The sequence below is a fragment of the Liquorilactobacillus hordei DSM 19519 genome (assembly GCF_019443985.1).
Classification (GTDB): Bacteria; Bacillota; Bacilli; order Lactobacillales; family Lactobacillaceae; genus Liquorilactobacillus; species Liquorilactobacillus hordei.
Genome location: NZ_CP049303.1, coordinates 675,430 through 697,472, shown reverse-complemented (window position 1 = coordinate 697,472; position 22,043 = coordinate 675,430). Strand labels below are relative to the sequence as shown.

The 22,043-nt window shown below is 33.8% G+C and carries 22 protein-coding genes; 3 read left to right on the top strand and 19 right to left on the bottom strand.

Annotation, left to right across the window (positions count from 1 at the left end; genetic code table 11):
* The first annotated feature begins 114 nt into the window (after positions 1-114).
* Positions 115-1,041 (top strand): LysR family transcriptional regulator, encoded by a 927-nt coding sequence (locus G6O70_RS04585; protein ID WP_057868638.1) that lies wholly within the window; start codon positions 115-117, stop codon positions 1,039-1,041.
* A gap of 10 nt (positions 1,042-1,051) precedes the next feature.
* Here G6O70_RS04585 and G6O70_RS04580 read toward each other — a convergent pair whose 3' ends face one another.
* From G6O70_RS04580 to G6O70_RS04525, 12 genes are all read right to left on the bottom strand, one after another.
* Positions 1,052-1,957, bottom strand: coding sequence for a zf-HC2 domain-containing protein (locus G6O70_RS04580; RefSeq protein ID WP_057868639.1), 906 nt, complete (start codon positions 1,955-1,957; stop codon positions 1,052-1,054).
* 2 nt (positions 1,958-1,959) lie between these two features.
* Positions 1,960-2,439, bottom strand: a complete 480-nt coding sequence (locus G6O70_RS04575) for an RNA polymerase sigma factor (protein WP_057868640.1) — start codon at positions 2,437-2,439, stop codon at positions 1,960-1,962.
* Positions 2,440-2,593: 154 nt separating this feature from the next.
* Positions 2,594-3,748 carry a glycoside hydrolase family protein gene (locus G6O70_RS04570; RefSeq protein ID WP_057868641.1) on the bottom strand — a complete coding sequence of 385 codons (1,155 nt, stop codon included), beginning with the start codon at positions 3,746-3,748 and terminating at the stop codon, positions 2,594-2,596.
* A 346-nt stretch (positions 3,749-4,094) separates the two neighbouring features.
* Positions 4,095-4,949 (bottom strand): metallophosphoesterase family protein, encoded by an 855-nt coding sequence (locus G6O70_RS04565; RefSeq protein ID WP_057868642.1) that lies wholly within the window; start codon positions 4,947-4,949, stop codon positions 4,095-4,097.
* 11 nt (positions 4,950-4,960) lie between these two features.
* Positions 4,961-5,833, bottom strand: coding sequence for a histidinol-phosphatase HisJ (gene hisJ / locus G6O70_RS04560; protein ID WP_057868643.1), 873 nt, complete (start codon positions 5,831-5,833; stop codon positions 4,961-4,963).
* Position 5,834: 1 nt separating this feature from the next.
* Positions 5,835-6,857, bottom strand: a complete 1,023-nt coding sequence (locus G6O70_RS04555; RefSeq protein WP_057868644.1) for an ABC transporter ATP-binding protein — start codon at positions 6,855-6,857, stop codon at positions 5,835-5,837.
* Positions 6,858-6,963: 106 nt separating this feature from the next.
* A complete protein-coding gene (locus tag G6O70_RS04550) occupies positions 6,964-7,455 on the bottom strand; it encodes an ABC transporter permease (RefSeq protein ID WP_233419097.1) in 492 nt (163 codons plus the stop codon).
* Between the two features lies 1 nt (position 7,456).
* On the bottom strand, positions 7,457-8,281 hold the full coding sequence (locus G6O70_RS04545) for an ABC transporter permease (RefSeq protein WP_057868645.1): 825 nt from the start codon (positions 8,279-8,281) through the stop codon (positions 7,457-7,459).
* Between the two features lie 3 nt (positions 8,282-8,284).
* On the bottom strand, positions 8,285-9,370 hold the full coding sequence (locus G6O70_RS04540) for an ABC transporter substrate-binding protein (RefSeq protein ID WP_057868646.1): 1,086 nt from the start codon (positions 9,368-9,370) through the stop codon (positions 8,285-8,287).
* A 257-nt stretch (positions 9,371-9,627) separates the two neighbouring features.
* Entirely contained in the window at positions 9,628-10,377 is a 750-nt protein-coding gene (locus tag G6O70_RS04535) for a CPBP family intramembrane glutamic endopeptidase (RefSeq protein ID WP_057868647.1), read from the bottom strand.
* Between the two features lie 206 nt (positions 10,378-10,583).
* Positions 10,584-12,257 (bottom strand): glycoside hydrolase family 13 protein, encoded by a 1,674-nt coding sequence (locus G6O70_RS04530; protein WP_057868648.1) that lies wholly within the window; start codon positions 12,255-12,257, stop codon positions 10,584-10,586.
* A gap of 37 nt (positions 12,258-12,294) precedes the next feature.
* Positions 12,295-13,590: an SLC45 family MFS transporter gene (locus tag G6O70_RS04525; RefSeq protein ID WP_373566417.1), complete on the bottom strand. Its 1,296-nt coding sequence runs from the start codon at positions 13,588-13,590 to the stop codon at positions 12,295-12,297.
* A 298-nt stretch (positions 13,591-13,888) separates the two neighbouring features.
* Between G6O70_RS04525 and G6O70_RS04520 the strand changes: the two genes are divergently transcribed.
* A complete protein-coding gene (locus G6O70_RS04520; protein ID WP_057868650.1) occupies positions 13,889-14,896 on the top strand; it encodes a LacI family DNA-binding transcriptional regulator in 1,008 nt (335 codons plus the stop codon).
* A gap of 100 nt (positions 14,897-14,996) precedes the next feature.
* Here the strand turns inward: G6O70_RS04520 and G6O70_RS04515 are convergent, their stop codons facing one another.
* From G6O70_RS04515 to G6O70_RS04505, 3 genes are read right to left on the bottom strand one after another with little or no spacing between them, the layout of a single operon-like run.
* A complete protein-coding gene (locus G6O70_RS04515) occupies positions 14,997-15,299 on the bottom strand; it encodes a bacteriocin immunity protein (RefSeq protein ID WP_057868651.1) in 303 nt (100 codons plus the stop codon).
* A gap of 20 nt (positions 15,300-15,319) precedes the next feature.
* The gene (locus tag G6O70_RS04510) at positions 15,320-16,042 is read right to left on the bottom strand and encodes an AAA family ATPase (protein WP_083481850.1); all 723 of its coding nucleotides are present in this window, start codon (positions 16,040-16,042) and stop codon (positions 15,320-15,322) included.
* Between the two features lie 22 nt (positions 16,043-16,064).
* Positions 16,065-16,832, bottom strand: a complete 768-nt coding sequence (locus G6O70_RS04505) for a GNAT family N-acetyltransferase (RefSeq protein ID WP_057868652.1) — start codon at positions 16,830-16,832, stop codon at positions 16,065-16,067.
* 199 nt (positions 16,833-17,031) lie between these two features.
* Between G6O70_RS04505 and G6O70_RS04500 the strand changes: the two genes are divergently transcribed.
* Complete coding sequence (locus G6O70_RS04500; protein ID WP_057868653.1) at positions 17,032-17,952, top strand: DMT family transporter; 921 nt, start codon at positions 17,032-17,034, stop codon at positions 17,950-17,952.
* 41 nt (positions 17,953-17,993) lie between these two features.
* Here the strand turns inward: G6O70_RS04500 and G6O70_RS04495 are convergent, their stop codons facing one another.
* The 4 genes from G6O70_RS04495 to rlmD all read right to left on the bottom strand — a co-directional run bounded on the left by G6O70_RS04495 (position 17,994) and on the right by rlmD (position 22,012).
* On the bottom strand, positions 17,994-18,803 hold the full coding sequence (locus G6O70_RS04495) for a transporter substrate-binding domain-containing protein (RefSeq protein WP_057868654.1): 810 nt from the start codon (positions 18,801-18,803) through the stop codon (positions 17,994-17,996).
* 24 nt (positions 18,804-18,827) lie between these two features.
* A complete protein-coding gene (locus tag G6O70_RS04490; protein ID WP_057868655.1) occupies positions 18,828-19,565 on the bottom strand; it encodes an amino acid ABC transporter ATP-binding protein in 738 nt (245 codons plus the stop codon).
* Positions 19,546-20,277 (bottom strand): amino acid ABC transporter permease, encoded by a 732-nt coding sequence (locus G6O70_RS04485; RefSeq protein WP_057868656.1) that lies wholly within the window; start codon positions 20,275-20,277, stop codon positions 19,546-19,548. Before G6O70_RS04485 ends, G6O70_RS04490 begins: the two co-directional genes overlap by 20 nt.
* Positions 20,278-20,635: 358 nt before the next feature.
* Positions 20,636-22,012, bottom strand: a complete 1,377-nt coding sequence (rlmD, locus tag G6O70_RS04480; protein WP_057868657.1) for a 23S rRNA (uracil(1939)-C(5))-methyltransferase RlmD — start codon at positions 22,010-22,012, stop codon at positions 20,636-20,638.
* Positions 22,013-22,043: the final 31 nt, after the last annotated feature.

Below are 22,043 nucleotides of genomic sequence, written 5' to 3'. Positions count from 1 at the left end.
ATTCCCCCTGCGTTTTCTTCGTTGAATATAGTTTAACAAAAGCAACTGTTATTAGATAATACTTTTTCATTTAATGATATAATAGGTATTACCTATAACTAGAGGAGAAAATCAATGAGAATCCAACAATTACATTATCTTGAAAAAATTGCTGAGACAGGTTCAATGAATGAAGCAGCTAAACAACTTTTCATTAGCCAGCCCTCTCTTTCTCAAGCAATGAAAGAACTTGAAAAAGAATATAAAATCCAACTTTTTTACCGTAGTAAGCTTGGTATCACATTAACTGCAGAAGGGCGCGAGTTCATCAACTACTCACGAAGTGTACTAGACCAAGTCAACTTGCTAAATGAACGATTTGGTAAGGAGGCTGTTCGTAAACAAATTTTTAGTGTCTCTGGTCAGCACTATGCATTCGTTGTCCACGCTTTTGTTGAATTAGTTAAAAAACTTGGCAAAGATGAATATAACTTTACATTGCGCGAAACACAGACTGAAAATGTTCTAAATGATATTCAAACTTTCAGAAGCGAACTTGGTGTAATCTATCTGAATGATTTCAACCGAACCGTCTTAATGCGGCTGATTTCTGAAAAAAATCTTGAATTCATTCCATTATTCATTGCTCATCCCCATGTCTTTGTTGGCCGTGATAATCCTTTAACTAACAAAAAAAGAATTACTCTTGCCGACCTTGAAGATTACACGTACCTTTCTTATGAGCAAGGTGATACCAATTCATTTTATTTTTCAGAAGAGATTCTTAGCACGTTGCAACACAGAAAAGCGATTCAAATCAGTGATCGTGCGACAATTTTTAATCTGATGGTCGGTCTCAATGGCTACACCATCAGTTCTGGAATTATTAGTAGTGAGCTCAATGATGAAAAGATTGTCGCAATTCCATTGGATGTACCGGATAGAATGACCCTTGGATATCTTAAAAGTAAAAAAATTGAACTTAGTGATACCGCTAAAGACTACTTAGACTTATTAAAACAACATATTCGTGGATACGGTTTTGAGATTATTGGAGAGTAAACGAAATTCCTTATTTAACAGTTTCTTTTTGTCCTTTAAAGAACTCAATAACTGCCAATAAAATAAGATACAATATCATCATAATTAATAAGATTTCAAAAAATTTTTTCTCTGCTGAATAAGAAGATTGTGATAATCCATTTATCATGAAGTCTGCCACAACATAACAAATCGGTAGGAACCAAATATATAATATTTTTCTAAATAATTGCCTTTTTTTGCGAAAAGCAAACAATAAAATGCTTTCGATAACTATGAGGATTATTGCAATCAACAGGTAGTACATTAAAAAGAGTCTTGGTAATGTGACACTTTCTCCATCTTTATATAGTTCTTTACCATAAATTAACTTATCCTCAGATCCATCTTCGTGATAATAATAAATTGACTTAACCTTTTCTCCTTTTGCGTTCAAAATTACATTGCCTGCTTTTTGCTTCCTTATCTTGGTATCCCAAATGGTACTCCATGCAGTGAGACTATAGATGTAACCAGATTTTTGATTTCCTCCAGTCCGAAAAATTTCATATCCGTTTACCTTACTGCCAAATTTCAAAAGTATTTTACTATTATCAATTTTTTGGACTGTCACATTTTTTTGATTATTCTTCAAATATTCAGGGGCTGTTAAATACGAAAATAGTAAAGTCATAAATATAGCGGTTACTAAAAACGAGATTATAATTGCAAGTAATCTTCTCTTTTGAAGTCTTTTTTTTATTTTTACCAGCGGTCGTGCATCTTCAACTGTATTTGAAACCGTTGTATAGCTTTCTTCTATATTATTTTTCAAAAAACTATTGCAATCCGGACAATTTTTGAGATGCTCCTCTATGAGCTTTCTTGAGTCATCGCTTAACATATTTTCTACATAAAGTGGAATTAGATCCCTTATGACATTACATGTTACTTTCATTTCTAACCCTCCATTGCTTTTTTTATTTTTTCTTTTGCTCTATAAAAAGTGACACATGCCCAATTATCATTTTTTCCAAACAAACTTCCAATTTGTTTGAAGCTCAATTCTCCAAAAATTCGCAGAGAAAATACTTCCTTATATGGTTCTGGTAAATTATGAATAATTTTTTGCAATTCCATTGCCTTTTCAGCTGATACTAAATTTTTTTCTAGACTAAGTTCACTTTTTGCTTCAGACATTAAAGCATCACTTTTGGTATTTTTATTTTTTCTTAAATAAGAATAATATGAATTTTTAGCAATCTGAAATAGCCAAGTCTTAATATCACTCTTGCCCTTAAAACTTTTAATGGCCTTCAATGCCTTTAAAAATGTTTCAGCAGTGACATCTTCCGCAATATTTTTATCATTTGATAGACTGTAAATGAAATGATAGACATCTTTAAAATACTTGTTGTATAACTCTTCCAACTGTGTCACTTCTTCACCTCCTACCTAATAAGACGCACATGTTTGTAAAATCTTACAAATATAATAAAAAAATAGCACATCAACCAGTTTATGAATAACAAGTCAGTGTGCTATCTTGTTGCATAACTTTAATTTCGTCTTAAAACACAAAATTGAAATACAGCTACTTAGTTCTTAAAATTCCAAAGTGACGCACAATAAATGGAGCTTTTATCGGGCTCAATTTGGTCCATGTATTTTTCTGCCCATTTTCTTTCGTATAATGAACACCGTCATATATAGTCTGACCACTTTTGTTAAACTTATAGGTATCCACGTATAATCTCGTAGTGTTGCCACTAAGAATTGCTTCTAACCCTTCAGATCCATCATAACCCTTTAAATCCACATTTAATGTTTCTGATTTATAGGGTCCCAAGTAATTGTCAGCAGTGGCCCTCGTTAACTTATTCGTTTCAACATCCTCATTCTTATAAAAGAGAACATATTTTCCATTATGATATGTTAGATTTCCATCAATCATATTATTAGGCAAATTAGTCCCAGTTATACTTTTCCAATTATTTAAAATATGACCATTTTCTTTATTAAAATCAGATACATAAAGTTGGAAATTCCCTGTAGTTGTTGATCTTCCAGCCATAATTATATGGTATTTTCCTTTTGCATCTTTAAAAAATTCAGGTGCCCATTCAAAATGATTAACAAATATTTTAGAATGTGGCCATTTTATTTTTTCCCAATGCTTAAAATCTTTAGTTCTCACTAACCCTTTCGTATAGACAATGTACCAATAACCATGGATCTTAACGATACTAGGGTCGCGCACATTCAATCGGGGATAACTGACGTGTAATTTTTTCCATTTAACCCCATCATTTGAATAAATTAACCGCAAGCTATCTTTTCCCGTTTTTTTTCCATTATAAGTTCGTGCAGTATTATAGGGATCACTTTGAAATCCATTTTTGGCTGTAACTGTCATTGGCTGAAAAGTTGCCGCAACATACTTTGCTTTATTAAAATCACTAAACTCCTTTTTGTAATTTTTCGATTTGAATTTCAGCGTTATTTTTCGATTTTTATTATTAAAAAATATAAAAGACTTGGTTGGTGTATATCCTGGAACCTTCTTTTCAAGTTGTTTACTACCCAATAATGTGTGTGGAACACCATAATATTTTACTGAGTTCACTAATAATTTTGTTCCATTTTCATCTACAAAATTAACAGTAATAGTTGTCTTTTTAGACAAATTAACGTACAAAAAAAGACCTACAATAAAAATAATAATACCAATTCCGATTTTTCTAAACAATCCTAATTCCTCCATCTTTTATTATCTTAATTCGATTTTTTTCGTTAATAAATATTGATACTAGCCTTTCATTTTTATATATTATTATACAACTATTCTAAGTTGTTCTTCAAAATCTTTATTGCTAAAAAATATCTTTATATCAATAAAAGCCATGTGATATGAATCGAAAAAATTTGAATGCTATCTCGAAATTACGAACATAGCGAGAAATTTGCTATGAGTAATTCAAAGTTAGCTGGAGCATTTTAACTTATGGAACATATTTATACGAAAAAAAGATCTGAATCAAAATCTAAACTTTGACTCAGACCTCTGTTTGAATTTAGTATACACGTTACATATATTACTTTTCTGCAAATGGAATAACTTGCGTTTTTATATCTGTTGGTGTCAACTCAATTAATCTAATACCTCGTCTTAATGACCCATAGGTATTATATCCCGTTACATTACCATAGCCTAACTTTATTCCTGCATAATCGGCAACAAAATTATTATCATGGTCATGTCCTACAAACAATGCTTTTATATTTTTGGCTTTCTTTAAACTATAAAAGAGTCCTGAATTATATGGTGATGAACAAACTTTTTCATTTTTTTGTCCTTCTAGAAATGACTCTACTAAATTATATTCAGGGAGAGGAATATGCATGAATGCCACGTCTTGCTTATTCTTACCCTTCTCATAGGGTAGCTGCCAGAACCATTCAATTTGTTCTGGTTCAATTGCAGCATAGTTATCGGGTTCTTCCTTTAAGTAATCACCGCTATCCCACACATATAGCACATTACTTAATTTGTTGTTTCGATAAACTTCCAAAGTATAGCTTTCACGATCATTGACAATCATACTATTTTTCTTTGATGCCCTATGCACAAGAAACTGTTCGTACTCTCGTAACTCTGCTCTTGAATATGATCCCTCGCTGTCATGATTTCCATAAGTTATCGCAACAGGAACATCATGTTTGTTAAGCATCTGATACAATTCATGCATTACTTTATCAGGATTATCAACCGATTTGCCCCAAATCAGGTCGCCTGTAATCATAACTAAGTCAAAATCATTCTCGTTTAACAATTGGTCAATCTGCTGCATAGTATGATCGCTTGCTGCATTGAAAGGATACTCACCCAAATGAATATCTGTCAATTGATAAATTCGAAAATTTCCATTACCTGTAATTTCCAAATTCATGGTTATCCCTCCTACAAATAATATTTACTTTCCAAATATGTGTTAAATCCAGCAGAAACACTTGCAACCTTATGAGCATCTGCCCCGTAAACTAAGGGAATTTTTCTTTTTTGTGCTTCTTGTATCCAATTATAATTCGGGCTAGTTTCCGTCTGTGTACTTCTAAAAAGACCAGAAAAATTACAATCAAGAAATTCATTCTTATCCGCAATAACATCTAGAATACTGTGTAATTTATTCTGAACTGCTTCATCCTCCCAAATCGTATTGCAAGAAAACTCGTTTCTCCACTTACGGTATAGCATAATGTGCCCGTATCTTTTGGGTTTATACTGTGCATCCCACAAGACCGCTTCCAACACAGTAGCTAAATATGCTTGAGCAACATTAACTGGTGTTTTATACTCCGCTAACACTCCATTTTTGAAGTCGATTAAACTATCATCTACTGCGTTCAATCCTGCTTTAGTTGGAAGAAAATGTACCGATAAAATTGCATCATCGATTTGATCAGCGTATTTTATCAATTGTTTTTGAGTCCATTCCCGAAATTCAGAAATATAATCTATTTCAAAGCCGATTAATATTTTGATTTTGTCTTGATATTTCAGCTTAATGTTCTGCATTTTGGTAAAATACTTTGGTAATTCATTAATTCTCATAGCTGCTGTGTATATCGAATGTGCAGATCCAACTGCATTTTCATAAAATGCTTGCGGTAATGGGAAATGTTCAGTGATTGAATAAGTCTTGAATCCTGCAGCAATTGCCTTTTGAATGTACAATTCAATATCTTCACCACTACCATGTGAACAAAATTCCATATGATTGTGCCCACTCCAAATATCTCGCGGAATTTCTCTCAATTGCTCTAAGTTCAACATCTCAAATCCCTACCTTTTTGATATCACCTTTTTTTACATAGAACACTACTTCTTTTTCTTTCGTAAAGGCTTGTTGTTGATTTAAAAATTCTGCTTTTAACTCTAATCCTTCTTTTGTAATAAATCTATATTCAAAACGATCACCCAAGATAGAAACACTTTTAATTTTTCCTGAAATAGCCAAATAATCATTGCTTTCTTTTGGCATGTTAACTTGAAAAAGCTCTGGTCTAATAATGAAACTACTTTCATTATCTACAGCAACCTCAACTCCCAAGTCGCGTAATTGTTCAGCACTAAGTATATTATGATTACCAATAAATTTAGCCATAAATAGATTCTGCGGATGTGTATAGATTTCTAATGGCGACCCTTTTTGTTGAACTTTTCCATTATCCATCACAATAATTTCATCGGAAATTGCCATAGCCTCAGCCTGATCATGTGTAACAAAAAGCATGGTAATACCTAACCGCTGCTGATATTCTCTGATCTGATTGCGAAGATCTATTCGAATTTTTGCATCTAAAGCACTCAATGGCTCATCTAATAATAAAATTTTTGGCTCCAATACCATTGCTCTAGCAATTGCTACGCGCTGTTTTTGTCCACCAGAAAGATTCTCAGGATAACTTTGTTCCTTATCTTGCAAATTAACAGTTTTAAGAATTGCATCAACTTTTTTCTTGATTACTGTGTCTGCTTCTTTTCTGACCCTTAATCCATAAGCAACATTTTCAAAGACTGACATATTAGGAAATAATGCATATGATTGAAAGATCATCCCAATATTTCTCTGATTAGCTGCTAAATTCTGAATTTCTTCGCCATCAAGTAGAATTTGCCCAGATATTTTTTGATTCAATCCAGCAATTGCACGAAGGACCGTTGTTTTTCCACTACCACTTGGTCCAAGAAATGTTGTCAGTGTATTTTTTTGAATTTTAAAATTCATATTCTTGATTACCTGATTACCAGATAAATCAATAGCTAAGTCTTTTACCTCTAAGAAAATAGAACTCATAATTTTTTGATATCCTCCACTGCTTCTCCTTTTTTACTGCCTTGACGCTTTATAACAGTAATCATGATTACCGAAATTATTGCTAAAAAGAAGAAGTAAACTGTTGTTAAAACATTGCACGAAAATCATGTGCAATAAACGCATTATCAAGTGCTTGATAGGTTACAGGTAAACTCAACAATGAAATTGCTAATAATAAAACTAACATTTGTGGAATTGGTAAATTTGCATACACTCTCACTAACCCAGTAACCAAGATAATCCCCGGAATTGTAAATGGCAGGACAGTAATAAATCTCAGCTTCGCTTTAATAGTTTCATCATATACGTTTGCATAAAATACAACTGGTAAAAAACAACACATTGCAATGATAGTCGTTATAACTCCAAGAATTATGGATCTAATCAAAGCGGATAAAAAATCTGAATTAGTAATAAGCTGCAGATACCATTCAATGGTCCAACCATCTGGAAAAATGGTGTTTACCCACGATTTGGCAAAGGAGTACATAATGGTTGCTACAATTGGAGCAATTAAATGGATTGAAATAAGTATAATGACAATCTTAGCGATAACCCTATCAGTATGCTTTTCCATTTTAACTAGCACTCCTTCCTTTAACATTTGTAATTCTATTACCTAACCATACTATTATTGTCATAATAACAGTAAAGAGCGTTGCAAAGGCACATGCTAGTGGAACATTGGCAACTAATTCGCCATTAATCAGTGCTCCAATAACCGTCGGAATTGAAACTAAGTTATTCCCCATCAATGCATACGCAGTTTCATATGTTCCCATTGCGTTTGCAAAAAGTAATACAAAAATCTCTACAATATTAGGAAGTATGATTGGAAAGATCACTTTACGAACAAAAAATATTTTTGAAGCTCCTAAAACATTGGACACTTCAAACCATTCCCTGCTTAAGCTATCAAGAACTGGGAAGAAAAACATAATTCCAAGTGGAATCTCAAAAAATGTATAAGCAAAAGTCATCCCAGTTACAGAGTAGATATTCAATGTATCATGCACATGAAGAGTACTAGTAATTGCCTTAAAAACGCCTGCATTTCCAAATAAAATTATTAAAGAAAATGCCAGTGGGACACCTGCAAAACTTGATGACATATTGAATACTGTAATCAATATGTTTTTTGTGCTTACAGATATTTTAGTTAATGCCCAAGCTCCAATTATCGCTACCAGTAGTGATACTAGTGATGTTACTATTGAAATACTGATACTGTTGTAAATGGCTCCACGATAATAGTGGGAGGAAAAAATTTGCTGGTAATTAGTTAAACTAAATCCCCCGCTCATACTCTGTAAACTAGAAATTAGCATCACACATACAGGTATTACTAAAACTAAGAATATAAGCAAACCAAATGGTAAAAATATTTTTAATCGTGTTGACATTTTTTAATTTGCTCCTGTGACTTTATTCTTCCATTCTTGCCCTAACTTCAATGTTTCTTTATTCCAAACATTGTTGTTCTTTACATGATATTGTTTTTTATACTGACTTTCAGGAATTAGTTTTGCTTTCACAGCTGCTGGTAATTTCACATTCTTACGAATTGGTCGTGCATAACCTTTAGCTAAATTAATCTGACCCGCATCTGATAAGATATAAGTTCTAGCGAGTTTTGCGGCATAAGGATGAGCTGCATTTTTGTTAATAATTTGTGTATATCCACTTTCAACGGTTCCATCTGAAGGAACAGTAATCTTGTAACGTTTAGAATTAATCTGGTGTGCATAATTTAAGGCATTAAAGTCCCACATTACAGCAACTTGAATTTCACCTTTTTGTAAGTTTTCAATTGTTGTATCAACAGTTGATAAACGATTCTGTTTCTGCAGTTTTGCAAAATAATTTAGTCCTGGGTTAATATTTTTTTCGCTACCACCATTTGCAAAGGCTGCTGCTAAAACAGAATACTGAGCCTGAGCTGCGGTAGAGACATCTCCAATAGAAACCTTGTATTTTCCTGATGCTAGTTGTTTCCAAGAAGTTGGTGCATCAGAAGAGTCGACATTTTTTGTATCAGTAATAAATACAATTGATCCAGTATATCCTGCCGCATAATATCCATCTTTGTCTTTTGCCCATGATGGGATATCTTTCCAATATTTTGTTTTATAGGCAGTTACTAAATTTTCTTTCTTTGCAGTTGGTGCAACATTGAGCCCAATATCACCTATATCAGGTGCACTAGAAGACTTTCCTGCTGATTTAAATTTTTGCAATTCTTGTGCACTAGACATATCTGTATCTGTATGTGAGATTCCGAATTTCGATTTAATATCATTCCATGTTCCTATCCAATTTGCCCAAGTATCTGGCATCCCAACAGAAACAACTTTTCCCTCTTTTTTTGCTTGCTTGACAATTGTGTTCCAATTATCTGAAGTAGAACTTGCACTATTACTTGAACAAGCACTTAATGTTCCCATTACAACAAGTGCTGCTAAAGTTACCAAATATTTGTTACGTTTTTTCATCGAAAATAGCCTCCAAAACTTTTTTATGCTTTCTTATAAGCACCCTAGGTAGTATATATAATTAATGTTATGAATAAGTATTTAATTTGTAATAGTTCTGCATTTGTTTGGTAACTCTTTTGTATTAGTCTAAAATAATTTATTTTTCAAGTTGATTATTGATAAATATTTTTAATCTAATTAAAAAAAGTATCTTGCTAAAATATATCGTTTTACCAATATACTTAACCAAGATACATACTTATCAATTTATTTAATTAAAAAACCAACTTTTTTCGTTGTGTCTTTCTTACCAGGAAAATACCTGTAAAGATATACAATATATCTAACACAAAAACTCCAAACCATCTCTGTGGCGTAGGTGCTGCAATAACTATACCTTCATTAATAACTATTCCTGTGAAGTCCAACATAAAATGATATAGAATAGTCCATTTTAAACTACCTGTTCTCAGATAAATCGCAGCAAGCATTACTCCAATTGAAAAAGCATTGATTGCTTGTAACAATGTTGCAGAAAATGACTGGCCAAAAAGATTAACCATGTGTGTTACTCCAAATAAAATACTGCTACATAAAATTACAGATAAATAGCCGCTAAAACTGCGTGCACTATACCGTAGCATATTATTAATTAGTATTCCTCGAAAAAAGGTTTCCTCAAATACTGCAACTGCTAGGGCTAATAATAGTGCATCTACAATATGATACAAACTAGTATTTGGTAGTTTTGCAAACCAGCTTGTAATATAAAAAAAGTATATAACAATTGGTAAACTATTAACTCGTAATACTTCTCCAACTGAAATGTCTACTTGATGATTCAACTTAAGATTCAGATATTTCTTGTTTAAAAATAAAACCAATATTGTTAATAATACATCATCCACAACGACACGATTATCTGAATCTATTCCGGCAAATAAATATGCAAAATGGATTATTATAAACACTCCTATCAGACATAACCAAATTCCAACAGTAGTTTTTAGCGCCTTCACATTCATTTTCATCCTCTTCTCTAGGAAAAATATATATGCAACTAATCACCTTATTATAAGTTACAATTTCTATATAAGTAACCCCACAGTTAAAAATGAACACAAAATAGGGAGTGTGACATAAACGGAATAAAAAGAGGAACTGAATCAAAATTTTACTTTTGACCCAGCTCCCACTTTCGCAATATTATATAAATATATTTTTTAATCTTTTAATACTCATAAACTCTTACTTCGTAAGGTCTTAATTCATTTTCGCTATAGCTATCTTTGTAATTACCAATTACCATCCGCTTGTCTTCTGGAATATTATAGTTACGTTTAATCTTCTTATCAGTGAAATTACCGATAACTAACAAGGTTTTCCCCTCATAATTTCGCTTGTATGCAAATACTTCTTCATCTTCTGGATCAAGTTCAACATAATTTCCATAAATAATTAAGTCGCTATTGTGTCGTAATTCAATTAACTTCTGATAATAATAGAATATCGAATTCTGATCTTCCAGTTCATTCTTTGCATTAATTTCAGGATAATTTTTATTTAATCGCATCCAAGGTGTGCCATTTGTAAAACCTGCATTTACAGAATCATCCCATTGCATCGGTGTTCTTGCATTATCACGTGATTCTGTTGCTAAATATCGCATCATTGTATCATGATCAACCAACTGCTCACGTTCAACCAGTTGATGATAGGCCTCAAGTGACTCAATATCTTGGTAGTCTTCCAAATTCTCAAAATGAGCATTTGTCATTCCTAATTCTTCACCTTGGTACACGTATGGTGTTCCTTGAAGCATATGCAAAATTGTCGCTAACATCTCAGCTGATTTAACTCGATATTTTGGAGAATCATTTCCAAAGCGTGAAACAACCCGTGCACGATCATGATTGTTCCAATACAAACTATTCCAGCCTTTGCCATCTAAGGCTTTTTGCCACTTAGATAATGACTTTTTCAAATCTACTAATTTAACTGGCTGATCGTTCCACTTACCTATTCTTGGATCATCATTCATTGTTAAAGTGACATGGTCAAATTGAAAGACCATATTTAGCTCTTTGGCTTCTAAACCTGTATATTCAATCGCATCTTCTGGAGTTGAGCTAGGCATCTCACCTACACTCATCACATCATAATGTGAGAGTACCTTGTCGTTCATTTCTCTCAAATACTCATTGAGTTTCGGTCCATCCGCGACCATTGGTTCAACGCTACCAAATTCAGCTTTTTCAGGATTAGGTGCATCTGGAAGACCAGCTGGTTTTGACAAGAAGTTAATGACGTCCATTCTAAAACCATCAATCCCCTTATCGAGCCAAAACTTCATTAAATCCCAGACATGTTCACGTACCTCGGGATTTTCCCAATTCAAATCTGGTTGTCCCTTAGCAAAAAGGTGCAAGTAATATTGCTTGGTAGCTTCATTATATTCCCATGTAGAACCACCGAAGAATGAACCCCAGTTGTTTGGTACCTTGCCTTCTTTGCCATCACGCCAAATATAGAAATCTCGATATGGATTATCCTTACTCTTTTGGCTTTCTTTAAACCATTTGTGTTGATCAGAGGTATGATTAACCACCAAGTCCATTACAATTCTTAAACCCAGTCGATGCGCCTCCGCCAATAATTTATCAAATATCTCCATATTTCCAAATTTTGGCTGAATTGACCGATAATCACTAATATCATATCCATTATCTTTATCTGGTGACTTATATACCGGATTGAGCCAAATCACATCAACACCTAATTTTTTAATATATGGAAGTCGTTTCAAAACTCCACCCAAATCACCTATTCCATCATCATTACTATCTTGAAAACTCCTTGGATATACTTGATATACAACTGCTTTTTGCCACCATTTCTTCTTCATTTTATTTTTCCTCTCTTTCAAGTAATTATTATTTATTTTATTCTATATTCTCTTGCGGTTTATCCTCTTTGATGACACTAACTGCTATTGCACCTAATAACATAGCAATTCCTGCCACTAGGATCATACCTGGCATCGACTTATTGATTAATGGGAAAATTGCAAAACTCGCAATTGATGCAATAATTTGTGGTAAACAGATTCCGCAATTGAATAATCCCATATAAGCGCCTTCATTTTTACCATCTAACGCGGAAGTGAAGATTGAAAAGGCCTCTGTTTGCATTGTAAGATATGAAATCCCAATTAAACAAAATGGTAAAATTAGTAAATACTTATCATGAATCATAAAAACACCAGTAAAACCAATTGCTCCCATCACAAGACCGACTCTAAACCAGAACTTTCTTTTCAATGGATTCGTCTTCGATAAAATTAAGAATCCCCAGATAACCGCTGCTACAGATTGAATACATGTTAAAATTCCATACCAGTTTCCTGCGGCTTGATAGCCCGCCGATGCCGTATCTGCTGTATTCCAAACATTTTTTGCAATTGCACCAGTTGCATATGTCCATAGATATTGAAATGCAAACCAATCGAATAACTGTACGAACGAAACTTCCCAAAATGCACGTGGAGCTTTCTTAATTAGTGTCCACAAGGAAGGCGCCTCCTTGTGATGATTAGGATCAAGATGATGATACTCCGCATATGATGCGGGATCATATTCCTTAACCTTCATAACTGTATATATCGAAGTTGCCAATAAGATTACAGCTCCAATGTAAAAAGAAAGTCTAACAGATAAAGGAACAACTCCTTGTTCTGCAATATTTGAAACACCAAACATTGTTAATAAGAATGGAAATACTGTCGCAACAACTCCACCAAGATTACTAAATGATTGCTGCCAGGACCAAGCCAAATCCTTTTGATCCTCGTTTACCATATCTCCAACAATCATCTTAAACGGTTGCATACAAACGTTACTAGATAAATCCATGAATAAAATTGCAATTGCTCCAAAAGTCAAAGCTGCAATAGAGGCATAGCCAAACCCAAAAGAACCTGCATTTGGCAATAGCACCATAACTATCGCAGCAATTGGTGCCCCTAATATTAAGTATGGCATTCTTCTTCCATATTTGTTTGACCACGTTAGATCTGAGTACTTTCCAACTAGTGGCTGTACTATCATTCCAGCTAAAGGTGGAAGTATGAAAAAGAATCCTAATTTAGTTGGGTCTGCACCGATTGTCTGAAAAATTCGTCCCATTTGTGATGACTGTAAAGAAAATGCCATATTAACACCGAAAAAACCGAATGTCATTGCAAAAATTGTACTAAGTGGCAATTTAGGAAGTGAATTCGTGATAACCGTTTTACTTTTTTTGTGATCGGTTACATTTACATTTGGCTTAACTGAACCTGTAACTTTTCTCTCCATAACTATCACTCCTTTGTTTTTATTATGTAACTGCTTTCAAAAAGTATTATAATACTTAGAGCAAACGTTTACAATAGGTATTTATAAAAAAAGAAAACGTTTGTGTTAATAATTTCGCATTGATATCTTTTATCTTGATTTTGCGCTAAAATAGTACATATAAAATACTAGGAGAGTTCTCATGAGTGTAACTATTAAAGATATTGCTAAAGAAACTGGTTTTTCTGTTGCAACTGTTTCACGGGTGTTATCTGATAAAACAGGATTTTTTAGTCAGCAAACTGCTGCAATTATAAATGAAACTGCTGCAAAACTTGGGTACAAAAAAAATATGGCTGCAACTGAACTAGTTACACAAAAAAGCAATGTTGTAGCTGTAATTGTTAACTCTACTAAAACAAACTTCTCGGATCAAATAATCAATGGTATCCAAAAAAAAGCCGATGAAGCTGAGAAAAGAGTCATTATTCTATATGCTGGAGACCGTGATGAACGTTCACAAAGAATTGCTTTGTCAACTGCTTTGGAACGCCCTATCCTTGGAATACTCCTTTTATCAGTTGATCTTTTTCCGTCAAATCTCGCAATTTTGACATCTTCAAATATTCCTTTTTACTTTATTTCAATTTCGTTTAAAGATACCATGTTAAATTATATTGCTTCTGACGATCAAGAAATCGGTTATCAAGCTACCAACTACTTAATTTCACAAGGACATAAAAATATTGGAATTGCGGGATTAAATATCGAAAATAGTGCCCATACTGGCGCATTACGTTTTAAAGGCTACCAAAAAGCACTTCGCGAAGCAGGTATAGTATTCAAATCCGATTGGCTACAAACTGGTGATTACAGTTATGAATCTGGTGTTACTGCCTTGCAAAATTATTATCTGAAAAAAGATATTACTGCTGTAATTGCAGCTAGTGATTTAGTTGGGATTGGGATTTTAAACGAATGCAACCGCTTAAAAATTAACGTTCCTGCTGAACTGTCAATTCTCACTACGGATGGGACTAGCCTTTGCGAACTAGTTCGCCCACAATTATCAAGCATTACACAAGATTTTTATCGTATGGGATATTTGAGTACTACTTACCTGATTAACAACACTCAAAATAATGCCTATACAAATATCGCAATTAGTCAACGACAAAGCGTAAAAAGTCTTAATAAGATTGATCACTAAAAAAATATATAGTAAAAGGGTTGAATCAAATTATAATTTTTTGATCCAACCCTTTATTTTGTTCCTATAAGTCATTCTCTACCTACAGTGTAAACGATAATTAAAACCACATTGGCAGCATAATCGCTGTAAGTGCAGTTGCGTCATATTTGACAGCCCGCTGTTTTATCTGGTTATGCAATGTAATTAGTGCACTAGGAAAATCCTTTTGATGTTGCCAATAATACAAAACAATATTTTTTGAAAGTTTGCTAGCCACTAAATCACAATTCCCAGTTTTTTCAAGTTCTTTAGCGAGGGCTAAAATCATCTCACCAGCTTCTGCTTGCTGCTTAACTTGCTCATCCGCATATGCAACACTCAACAAATCTAACATCTTTTCTATATCTTCCTGCTTCTTCATCGCTTGTCCTCCTAAAATACCTAATCAAATAAATTTCTCAAAATTTGTTCTCTATTTTTAATAAACATCTCTGTTATTTGATAACTTTTAGTTTCTTCATACAAGCAACTATGAACTTTGCCATCATCAAACACAAATATTTCTGCATCAGGATATCCCAAAATAATCGGCGAATGCGAAACAATAATAAATTGTGATCCAGCCTCGACACAGTTTCTAATTTCCGCTAGAAGCGTTAATTGTCTCTGGGGTGATAATGCTGCCTCCGGTTCATCCAAAATATAGAGACCATTTGGCTTAAATTGCTTTTGTGCAAGAGCTAAAAAGCTCTCCCCATGGGATTTCTCGTGATACTTTTCAGACGGATGTTTCAAATCAGAATACTCTAATTCCTTGGTAACCACATTATAGAAGCTTTCTGCACGTAAAAAATATCCCCAATCAGCATGAATGACTCCATGTGCCACACGAATTCCATTGAAAAGTTCCGAATGTGTATCGTATGTTGAAAATTGATAATTGCGGCTTCCACCTTCAGGATTAAAGCCATATCTAATTGCAATTGCCTCTAGGAGTGTTGATTTTCCACTACCATTTTCCCCCACAAAAAAAGTCACTGCATGTTTAAAATCTAGTTGTTCTAATCCTTGCAGTGAAGATATCATTCTCGTGTAACTATCTTCGGCAATTTTATTCCAATCCAGTGTAATTCGTTGAATAAAGTTCGCATTTATTGCAATCACCTTCCTTGATGTTCTCTTTTATCTAATATCCCCTAATTTCGTACACTTGATACTCTTTATCAAAATGATATCCTAACTTCTCGGCTAATCCGACTGACCATGGATTATGCGCATCCCAACTCGGATACAAATTTTTCTTTTTGCATTCTAATATTAATTTAGCTGCACTGGCAGTTGCAAGTCCACGTCTGCGAAACTCAGTTTTAGTATCAATTTCAATCTCTATACCATCTTTGTAACGGCTATATGAAGACGCCCCAGCCACAGGAAAATTATCACTGAGTGCAACTACTCCAATCCCAAGCTTCTCGTATTCTTCATAGTTTTTATATAATGAAACAAAGTCTCGACTCCAATCATTTCGCAAACAATAATTGAACATTTGCTTATCGATCATTGTCAATTTAATCTTATCAGGTATATCTTCGGCAAAGACCTGTAATTTTCGTTCGTCAAAAATATTAGGCTCTTTTTTAATTGCGTAGCGACTGACCTTCGTACATCTTTTACCGTAGACCGCCTCAATTACCTTGAACCATTCATTTGATGAAGCTGACATAATAATAAAATCCTGCATACACCATTCTGGTTTAAAACTAACCAATTCTTGATTAGGAACACCCGCTAAAAAACAGAAGTCACCTAAAATCGCCATTGCTGACTGTGGATTTTCAATTGAATCAGCATATAAATGCCCCATCACACCTTGAAGGCAAGACCAAATAATCGTTTCATTCCAACCATTAAATAATTTACTAATCTTATTTGTCCCTGAAACTTGGTATATCATTTTTTTACCTCACCCTTTCGCTAATCAAATTATAACCAATTCAAATCATAGATTAATTAAAAGTATATTCAAATTCATTTGACTTTATTATAGAATATACTAAGCAACAAATCATTTGGAGGAATAAAAATGTTTAACCTTTTACTTCTATCTATCAAATCAGCTACTCTAAAATTTATAATAAAATCAGGATTCATTTATGAATAAGCGTCGCGGTATCATCTTAGCTATTTCTGGAGCGTCATTTTGGGGAACGTCTGGTGTAGCAGTCCAATATCTCTATCAGCATACTTCAATTACATCGGCTTGGCTAGTTGCTATGCGCTTAATAGGTGCTGGATTATTACTTGTAGCATGGGCTCATAATAAATATCATGGTGAAATAACAACTCTTTTACATGACAAACGATCTTGGCCAGAATTATTGCCATTCTCAATTATTGGTGTTGGCGGTTCACAGTTCACTTATTTTACTGCTGTTCAATATAGTAATGCTTCTACGGCTACTGTCATTCAATTTCTTTCACCACTATTCATAATTGCCTATATGTTATTGATAAAACGAATTTTCCCAAAACGAATAGAATTAATTTCTGTTTTTGTAGCAATTATAGGCACAGTTATTTTAGTCACTGATGGACACTTGGATCACCTGTCGCTTTCACCACAAGCACTTATTTGGGGACTACTAGCAGCGTTTTGTACTGCAATGGAAGTCGTAATTCCCAGCAAATTGATGAAACATTACCAGACCATACCTTTAACCGGGGTTTCAATGTTATTTTGTGGAATTTGCCTCTCACCTGTTTTTATGCTTACATCATGGCCTACTCTCGCATTTTTTGAATGGTGCTTGATTGGCTACATTATCATCGGGGGAACGCTATGTGCTTACCTTCTCTTTCTTGCAAGCATTCGCTATATCCCTGTAAGCACTACTGGGATGTTAGGTGCCTTCGAACCCTTAGTTGCGACAATTTTAACAGTTGTTTTGCTAGGCACTCCCATGAGTATATTTTCACTTATTGGTGGTTCATTAATTATAATAGCAACAATCATTCAATCACTCCCAATCGAAAAAATTATTAAAGCACATAAAAAAACAAGCTGGCCTAAATAAGGCGTAATGCTTGTTTTTTTAGTATCTATGTTTATTTGTAATTATGGCTGTTTAGTAATATCAGAACCGAAGTATTTCTTTGAGAGCTTTTTCAAAGTCCCATCATTTCTAAGCGTTTTTAGTGCCTTATTAATACGTCCCTGTAATTTTTTATTTTTCTTATTTAAAAGTGCTGAAATCTCAACTGGTTTAACTTGTTTCGATAAATCTTTAAAATGTAAATCACTTACTTTATTTGTTTTAGCATATGCATAATATGCTTCTGCCGCGTTAATTGTTCCCGCAACTCTTCCCTGACGAATTAATGACAAGCTCGTTGCAAAATCTCCTGAAGAAACAATTTTTGCTTTATATTTCTTAGCAAGAATTTCATTATTTGTCCCAGTACCTTCTGCAAACTTTTTATTCTTAACTTCTTTCAAACTGCTAATTTTATTATTTTTTGCAGAAATTAATGCATATCGTGAATAGATATAAGGGTTAGAGAAAATATACACTTTTTTTCGTTCAGGTGTCTGGGTTATATTATTTAAAACCACATCATACTTTGAAGAACCAACTCCTGCAATCAATGAATCCCATTTTGTTGGTACAAATTTTACTTTCACACCAAGCTGTTTTGCAAGTGCCTTACCCAAATCCACTTCAAATCCCGTTAATTTTCCATTTGACCGATATGAATATGGTTTATATGTTCCTTCTAGTCCAATTGTTAACTGATCTTTAGTAATTAAATCATCTTTGTAAGAGGATGCATTGGTCTTCGTAGGCAGAACTGTAAAAATCCCCAAAGCAACCACAACTGATGCTACCAATAATTCTAATTTTAAAATAAAGTTTCGTTTTCTCATGTCAAAAATCTCCCTAATTTAGTTTTAGCTTAGTACCATTGATGATAAGAACTTCGTTATCCTCAAATTTTTATTATCTTTGAAAAAAAGATCAGGTGCACCATCATAAACAATATTTCCATCTTCTACAAAGACTATTTTGTCAGCTACTTGTTGTGCAAAAGACATATTATGTGTAACAATGACCATTGATTGTCCGTCCTTTGCAAGTTGTAGAAGAACCTGTAAAACTTCAAGCTCTAACTCAGGATCTAATGCAGAAGTAGGTTCATCAAGTAAGATATATTCAGGATTCATAGCTAAAGAACGTGCAATTGCTACCCTTTGAGCCTGTCCACCAGAAAGTTCTTCCGGATAATTATCAATTTTAGCCTCTAAGCCAATTTTCTTTAATATTTTTTTTGCATTTTCAATTGCAGCTTTTTTATCAATCTTCAATACCTGAGTTGGTCCTTCAATTATGTTTCCCAAAACTGAAAAATGCGGAAATAAATTATAATTCTGAAAAACCATTCCCGTTTTCTGTCGTACATAAGATAGTTCTTTTTTATCAACACCCTTTGTAAAGTCTATTATCAAGTCATCAAACAAATATTCCCCACTCTCTGGTGTTTCTAATAAATTCAATGAGCGCAAAATTGTTGATTTTCCAGAACCAGATGGTCCTACTAAAACAGTAACTTTCTTCTCTGGAAAATCTAAGTTAATATTCTTTAAAACAAGGTGATTACCATATGATTTATTAATTTTTCTCAACTTCATCAATTACCACCTCCTTTTTCGGCTTACTAGTTTTTACACCCAGCCTATCTTCAAGTTTTCCTTGTCCCCATGAAAGAATCGTACAGAAAATGGCATAAACTGCGGCTACCAAGGAATACATTAACAATGGTTGATAATTTTCTGCTGCTATTTGTTGACTTACCTCAAACATCTCAACAATAGTAATCGAAGCAGCTAGAGAAGTATCTTTAACTAAACCTATGAAACTATTTGCTAATGGTGGCACAGATACTCTCAGTGCTTGCGGTAATATAATTCTTTTCAATGTTTGATTTCTCGTCATTCCAATTGAGAATGCAGCCTCCCATTGTCCTTTAGGCACTGAACTAATTGCAGCTCTGATTGTTTCAGAAGCATATGCGCCTGTATTAAGTGAAAAGGTTATTATTCCTGCAATAAAAGCATCTAATTTTATTCCTTCTGGAGCTATTCCTTTTATTTTTAGATAAGGTAATCCAAAATAAACAATAAATAATTGCACTAATAATGGCGTGGAACGAAATAACCACACATAAAATCTAAAAACTAACTTTATTATCAAAAAGAATCCTTTTCTTCTGGATAACCTAATTAATGCTGTAGCAAGTGCCAATATTATCCCTAGAAAAAAAGAAATAAGTGTTAATGGCACAGTATACTTAAAACCTGCCTCCAAGATTTGAGGTAAGGCTTTACTAATAATTTCCCACATCTAAACTTCCTCCTACTGTATATAAAAGTACAAAAAAAAACGAAATCTTAAAATAAAAGATTTCGTCTCATCCGTTCCATTTTTTAGCTAGAAAAACATCACGCCAAAAAGGTGGATCGTCTAAGACACAATCCACAAAGACACATATATTGAGTTTTTGATTTCAATATGTTCATCAATGTTTTCCTCACTAAAAATTAATTATACTATCACGGTTATGTTAACCGACTTAATAAAAAAAGTCAACGCCTTTGGCAATGAAAACAAGTTCCATCAGGAATGGTTGCTCATTTCCTTCGCTAAAATTAACGATTTTATTTTTAAAGATTTATATCACGCTAACATTTCATACTGCATTTTACTTGCCAGCTACCCGTTTTAAAACCGTAACTGACTCGATGTGTGTGGTCATCGGGAACTGATCCACCGGTTGAATTGGTTTCACTACTTGATAACCCTGTTCTGTGAATAACTGGATATCACGCACCAACGTTGCTGGATTGCAACTCACATAAACAATTTTTTCTGGGGATAACTTCACTGTACTGTTGATAACTTCTGGTTCTAACCCCTTACGTGGTGGATCAAAGACGACAACATCTGGCTTAATTCCATCTTCAGACCATTTAGACATCCATTCGCTTGCCGTACCAACTTCAAAAGTTGTATTATTAATGTCATTTACAGTTGCGTTTTTCTTAGCATCCGCAATTGCTTCAGGAACGATTTCAACTCCATAGACTTTCTCTGCTTTTTGTGCAAGGTTCAAAGAAATTGTTCCAATTCCACAATATGCATCAATCACAGTTTCTTTTCCGGTTAATTCCGCTGCTTCAACGACTTTTTGATAGATTTTCTCTGTCTGAATGGAGTTAACTTGATAGAATGAATGTGCAGAAATCTCAAAGTTAATGCCATTAAGACTATCAGTAATACGTCCGTCTCCCGCAAGAATTTTTTCCGTTTTTCCTAAAATAACATTTGTCTTTTCCTGATTGACGTTTTGCACAACCGTACGCACATCTGGACAAGCCTTTAGAATTTCATCCACAATCTCATCTGATTCTGGAATTTTCTTCGCCCGTGTTACTAACACTACCATTACTTCATGTGAATAGTACCCACGACGTACAATAATGTGCCGCACTACACCTTTATGTGTCTTCTCATCATACGCACTAATCATATATTTACGCAAAATGTTTCGCACACTCTTGATAACTTCATCAATTCGTTCATCTTGAATAAGATAGTCTTCCATTGGCACAAAATTATGGCTATTCTTCTTAAAAAAACCAGTTTCAAGTTGGTTTTTAACCATTCTGACCGGCACTTGAGCCTTATTACGATAATGAACTGGTTCATCCATTCCCAAGACTGGCGCGACCTCAATTTCTTCCAAATGGGACTTCTTTAACAATTCCACAACTTGATTACGCTTAAAGCTGAGTTGAGCATCATATTTAAGATGTTGCAGTGGTGCAATCCCTGTCTGTGTATAAGTTTTGTTAATTCCTGCAGTTCTAAGCGGACTATCGTTATGCCTGTTGATAACTTTTGCAAATCCATAGTTCTTACTTGCTTTCATCACAGTGATATCCACAACCTCATCAGGAAGTGCATCTTCAATGAATAATGGATAGTGATCAACTTTTCCTACACCCATTCCTTGGTACGTTAAATCGCTAATTGTCAACGTTAATTTTTGATTTTTTGTTACTGGTGGTTTGCTCATTTATTTCTCCTTTTTTATGAATCATAGTTTT

Bases quoted from the DNA above. Each gene is read 5' to 3' on its own strand.
- G6O70_RS04585 (WP_057868638.1), top strand. From the start codon at position 115: ATGAGAATCCAACAATTACATTATCTTGAAAAAATTGCTGAGACAGGT.
- G6O70_RS04580 (WP_057868639.1), bottom strand. From the start codon at position 1,957: ATGAAAGTAACATGTAATGTCATAAGGGATCTAATTCCACTTTATGTA.
- G6O70_RS04565 (WP_057868642.1), bottom strand. From the start codon at position 4,949: ATGAATTTGGAAATTACAGGTAATGGAAATTTTCGAATTTATCAATTG.
- hisJ (WP_057868643.1), bottom strand. From the start codon at position 5,833: ATGTTGAACTTAGAGCAATTGAGAGAAATTCCGCGAGATATTTGGAGT.
- G6O70_RS04555 (WP_057868644.1), bottom strand. From the start codon at position 6,857: ATGAGTTCTATTTTCTTAGAGGTAAAAGACTTAGCTATTGATTTATCT.
- G6O70_RS04550 (WP_233419097.1), bottom strand. From the start codon at position 7,455: ATGGAAAAGCATACTGATAGGGTTATCGCTAAGATTGTCATTATACTT.
- G6O70_RS04545 (WP_057868645.1), bottom strand. From the start codon at position 8,281: ATGTCAACACGATTAAAAATATTTTTACCATTTGGTTTGCTTATATTC.
- G6O70_RS04540 (WP_057868646.1), bottom strand. From the start codon at position 9,370: ATGAAAAAACGTAACAAATATTTGGTAACTTTAGCAGCACTTGTTGTA.
- G6O70_RS04535 (WP_057868647.1), bottom strand. From the start codon at position 10,377: ATGAATGTGAAGGCGCTAAAAACTACTGTTGGAATTTGGTTATGTCTG.
- G6O70_RS04530 (WP_057868648.1), bottom strand. From the start codon at position 12,257: ATGAAGAAGAAATGGTGGCAAAAAGCAGTTGTATATCAAGTATATCCA.
- G6O70_RS04525 (WP_373566417.1), bottom strand. From the start codon at position 13,590: ATGACATTCGGTTTTTTCGGTGTTAATATGGCATTTTCTTTACAGTCA.
- G6O70_RS04520 (WP_057868650.1), top strand. From the start codon at position 13,889: ATGAGTGTAACTATTAAAGATATTGCTAAAGAAACTGGTTTTTCTGTT.
- G6O70_RS04515 (WP_057868651.1), bottom strand. From the start codon at position 15,299: ATGAAGAAGCAGGAAGATATAGAAAAGATGTTAGATTTGTTGAGTGTT.
- G6O70_RS04505 (WP_057868652.1), bottom strand. From the start codon at position 16,832: ATGATATACCAAGTTTCAGGGACAAATAAGATTAGTAAATTATTTAAT.
- G6O70_RS04500 (WP_057868653.1), top strand. From the start codon at position 17,032: ATGAATAAGCGTCGCGGTATCATCTTAGCTATTTCTGGAGCGTCATTT.
- G6O70_RS04495 (WP_057868654.1), bottom strand. From the start codon at position 18,803: ATGAGAAAACGAAACTTTATTTTAAAATTAGAATTATTGGTAGCATCA.
- G6O70_RS04490 (WP_057868655.1), bottom strand. From the start codon at position 19,565: ATGAAGTTGAGAAAAATTAATAAATCATATGGTAATCACCTTGTTTTA.
- G6O70_RS04485 (WP_057868656.1), bottom strand. From the start codon at position 20,277: ATGTGGGAAATTATTAGTAAAGCCTTACCTCAAATCTTGGAGGCAGGT.
- rlmD (WP_057868657.1), bottom strand. From the start codon at position 22,012: ATGAGCAAACCACCAGTAACAAAAAATCAAAAATTAACGTTGACAATT.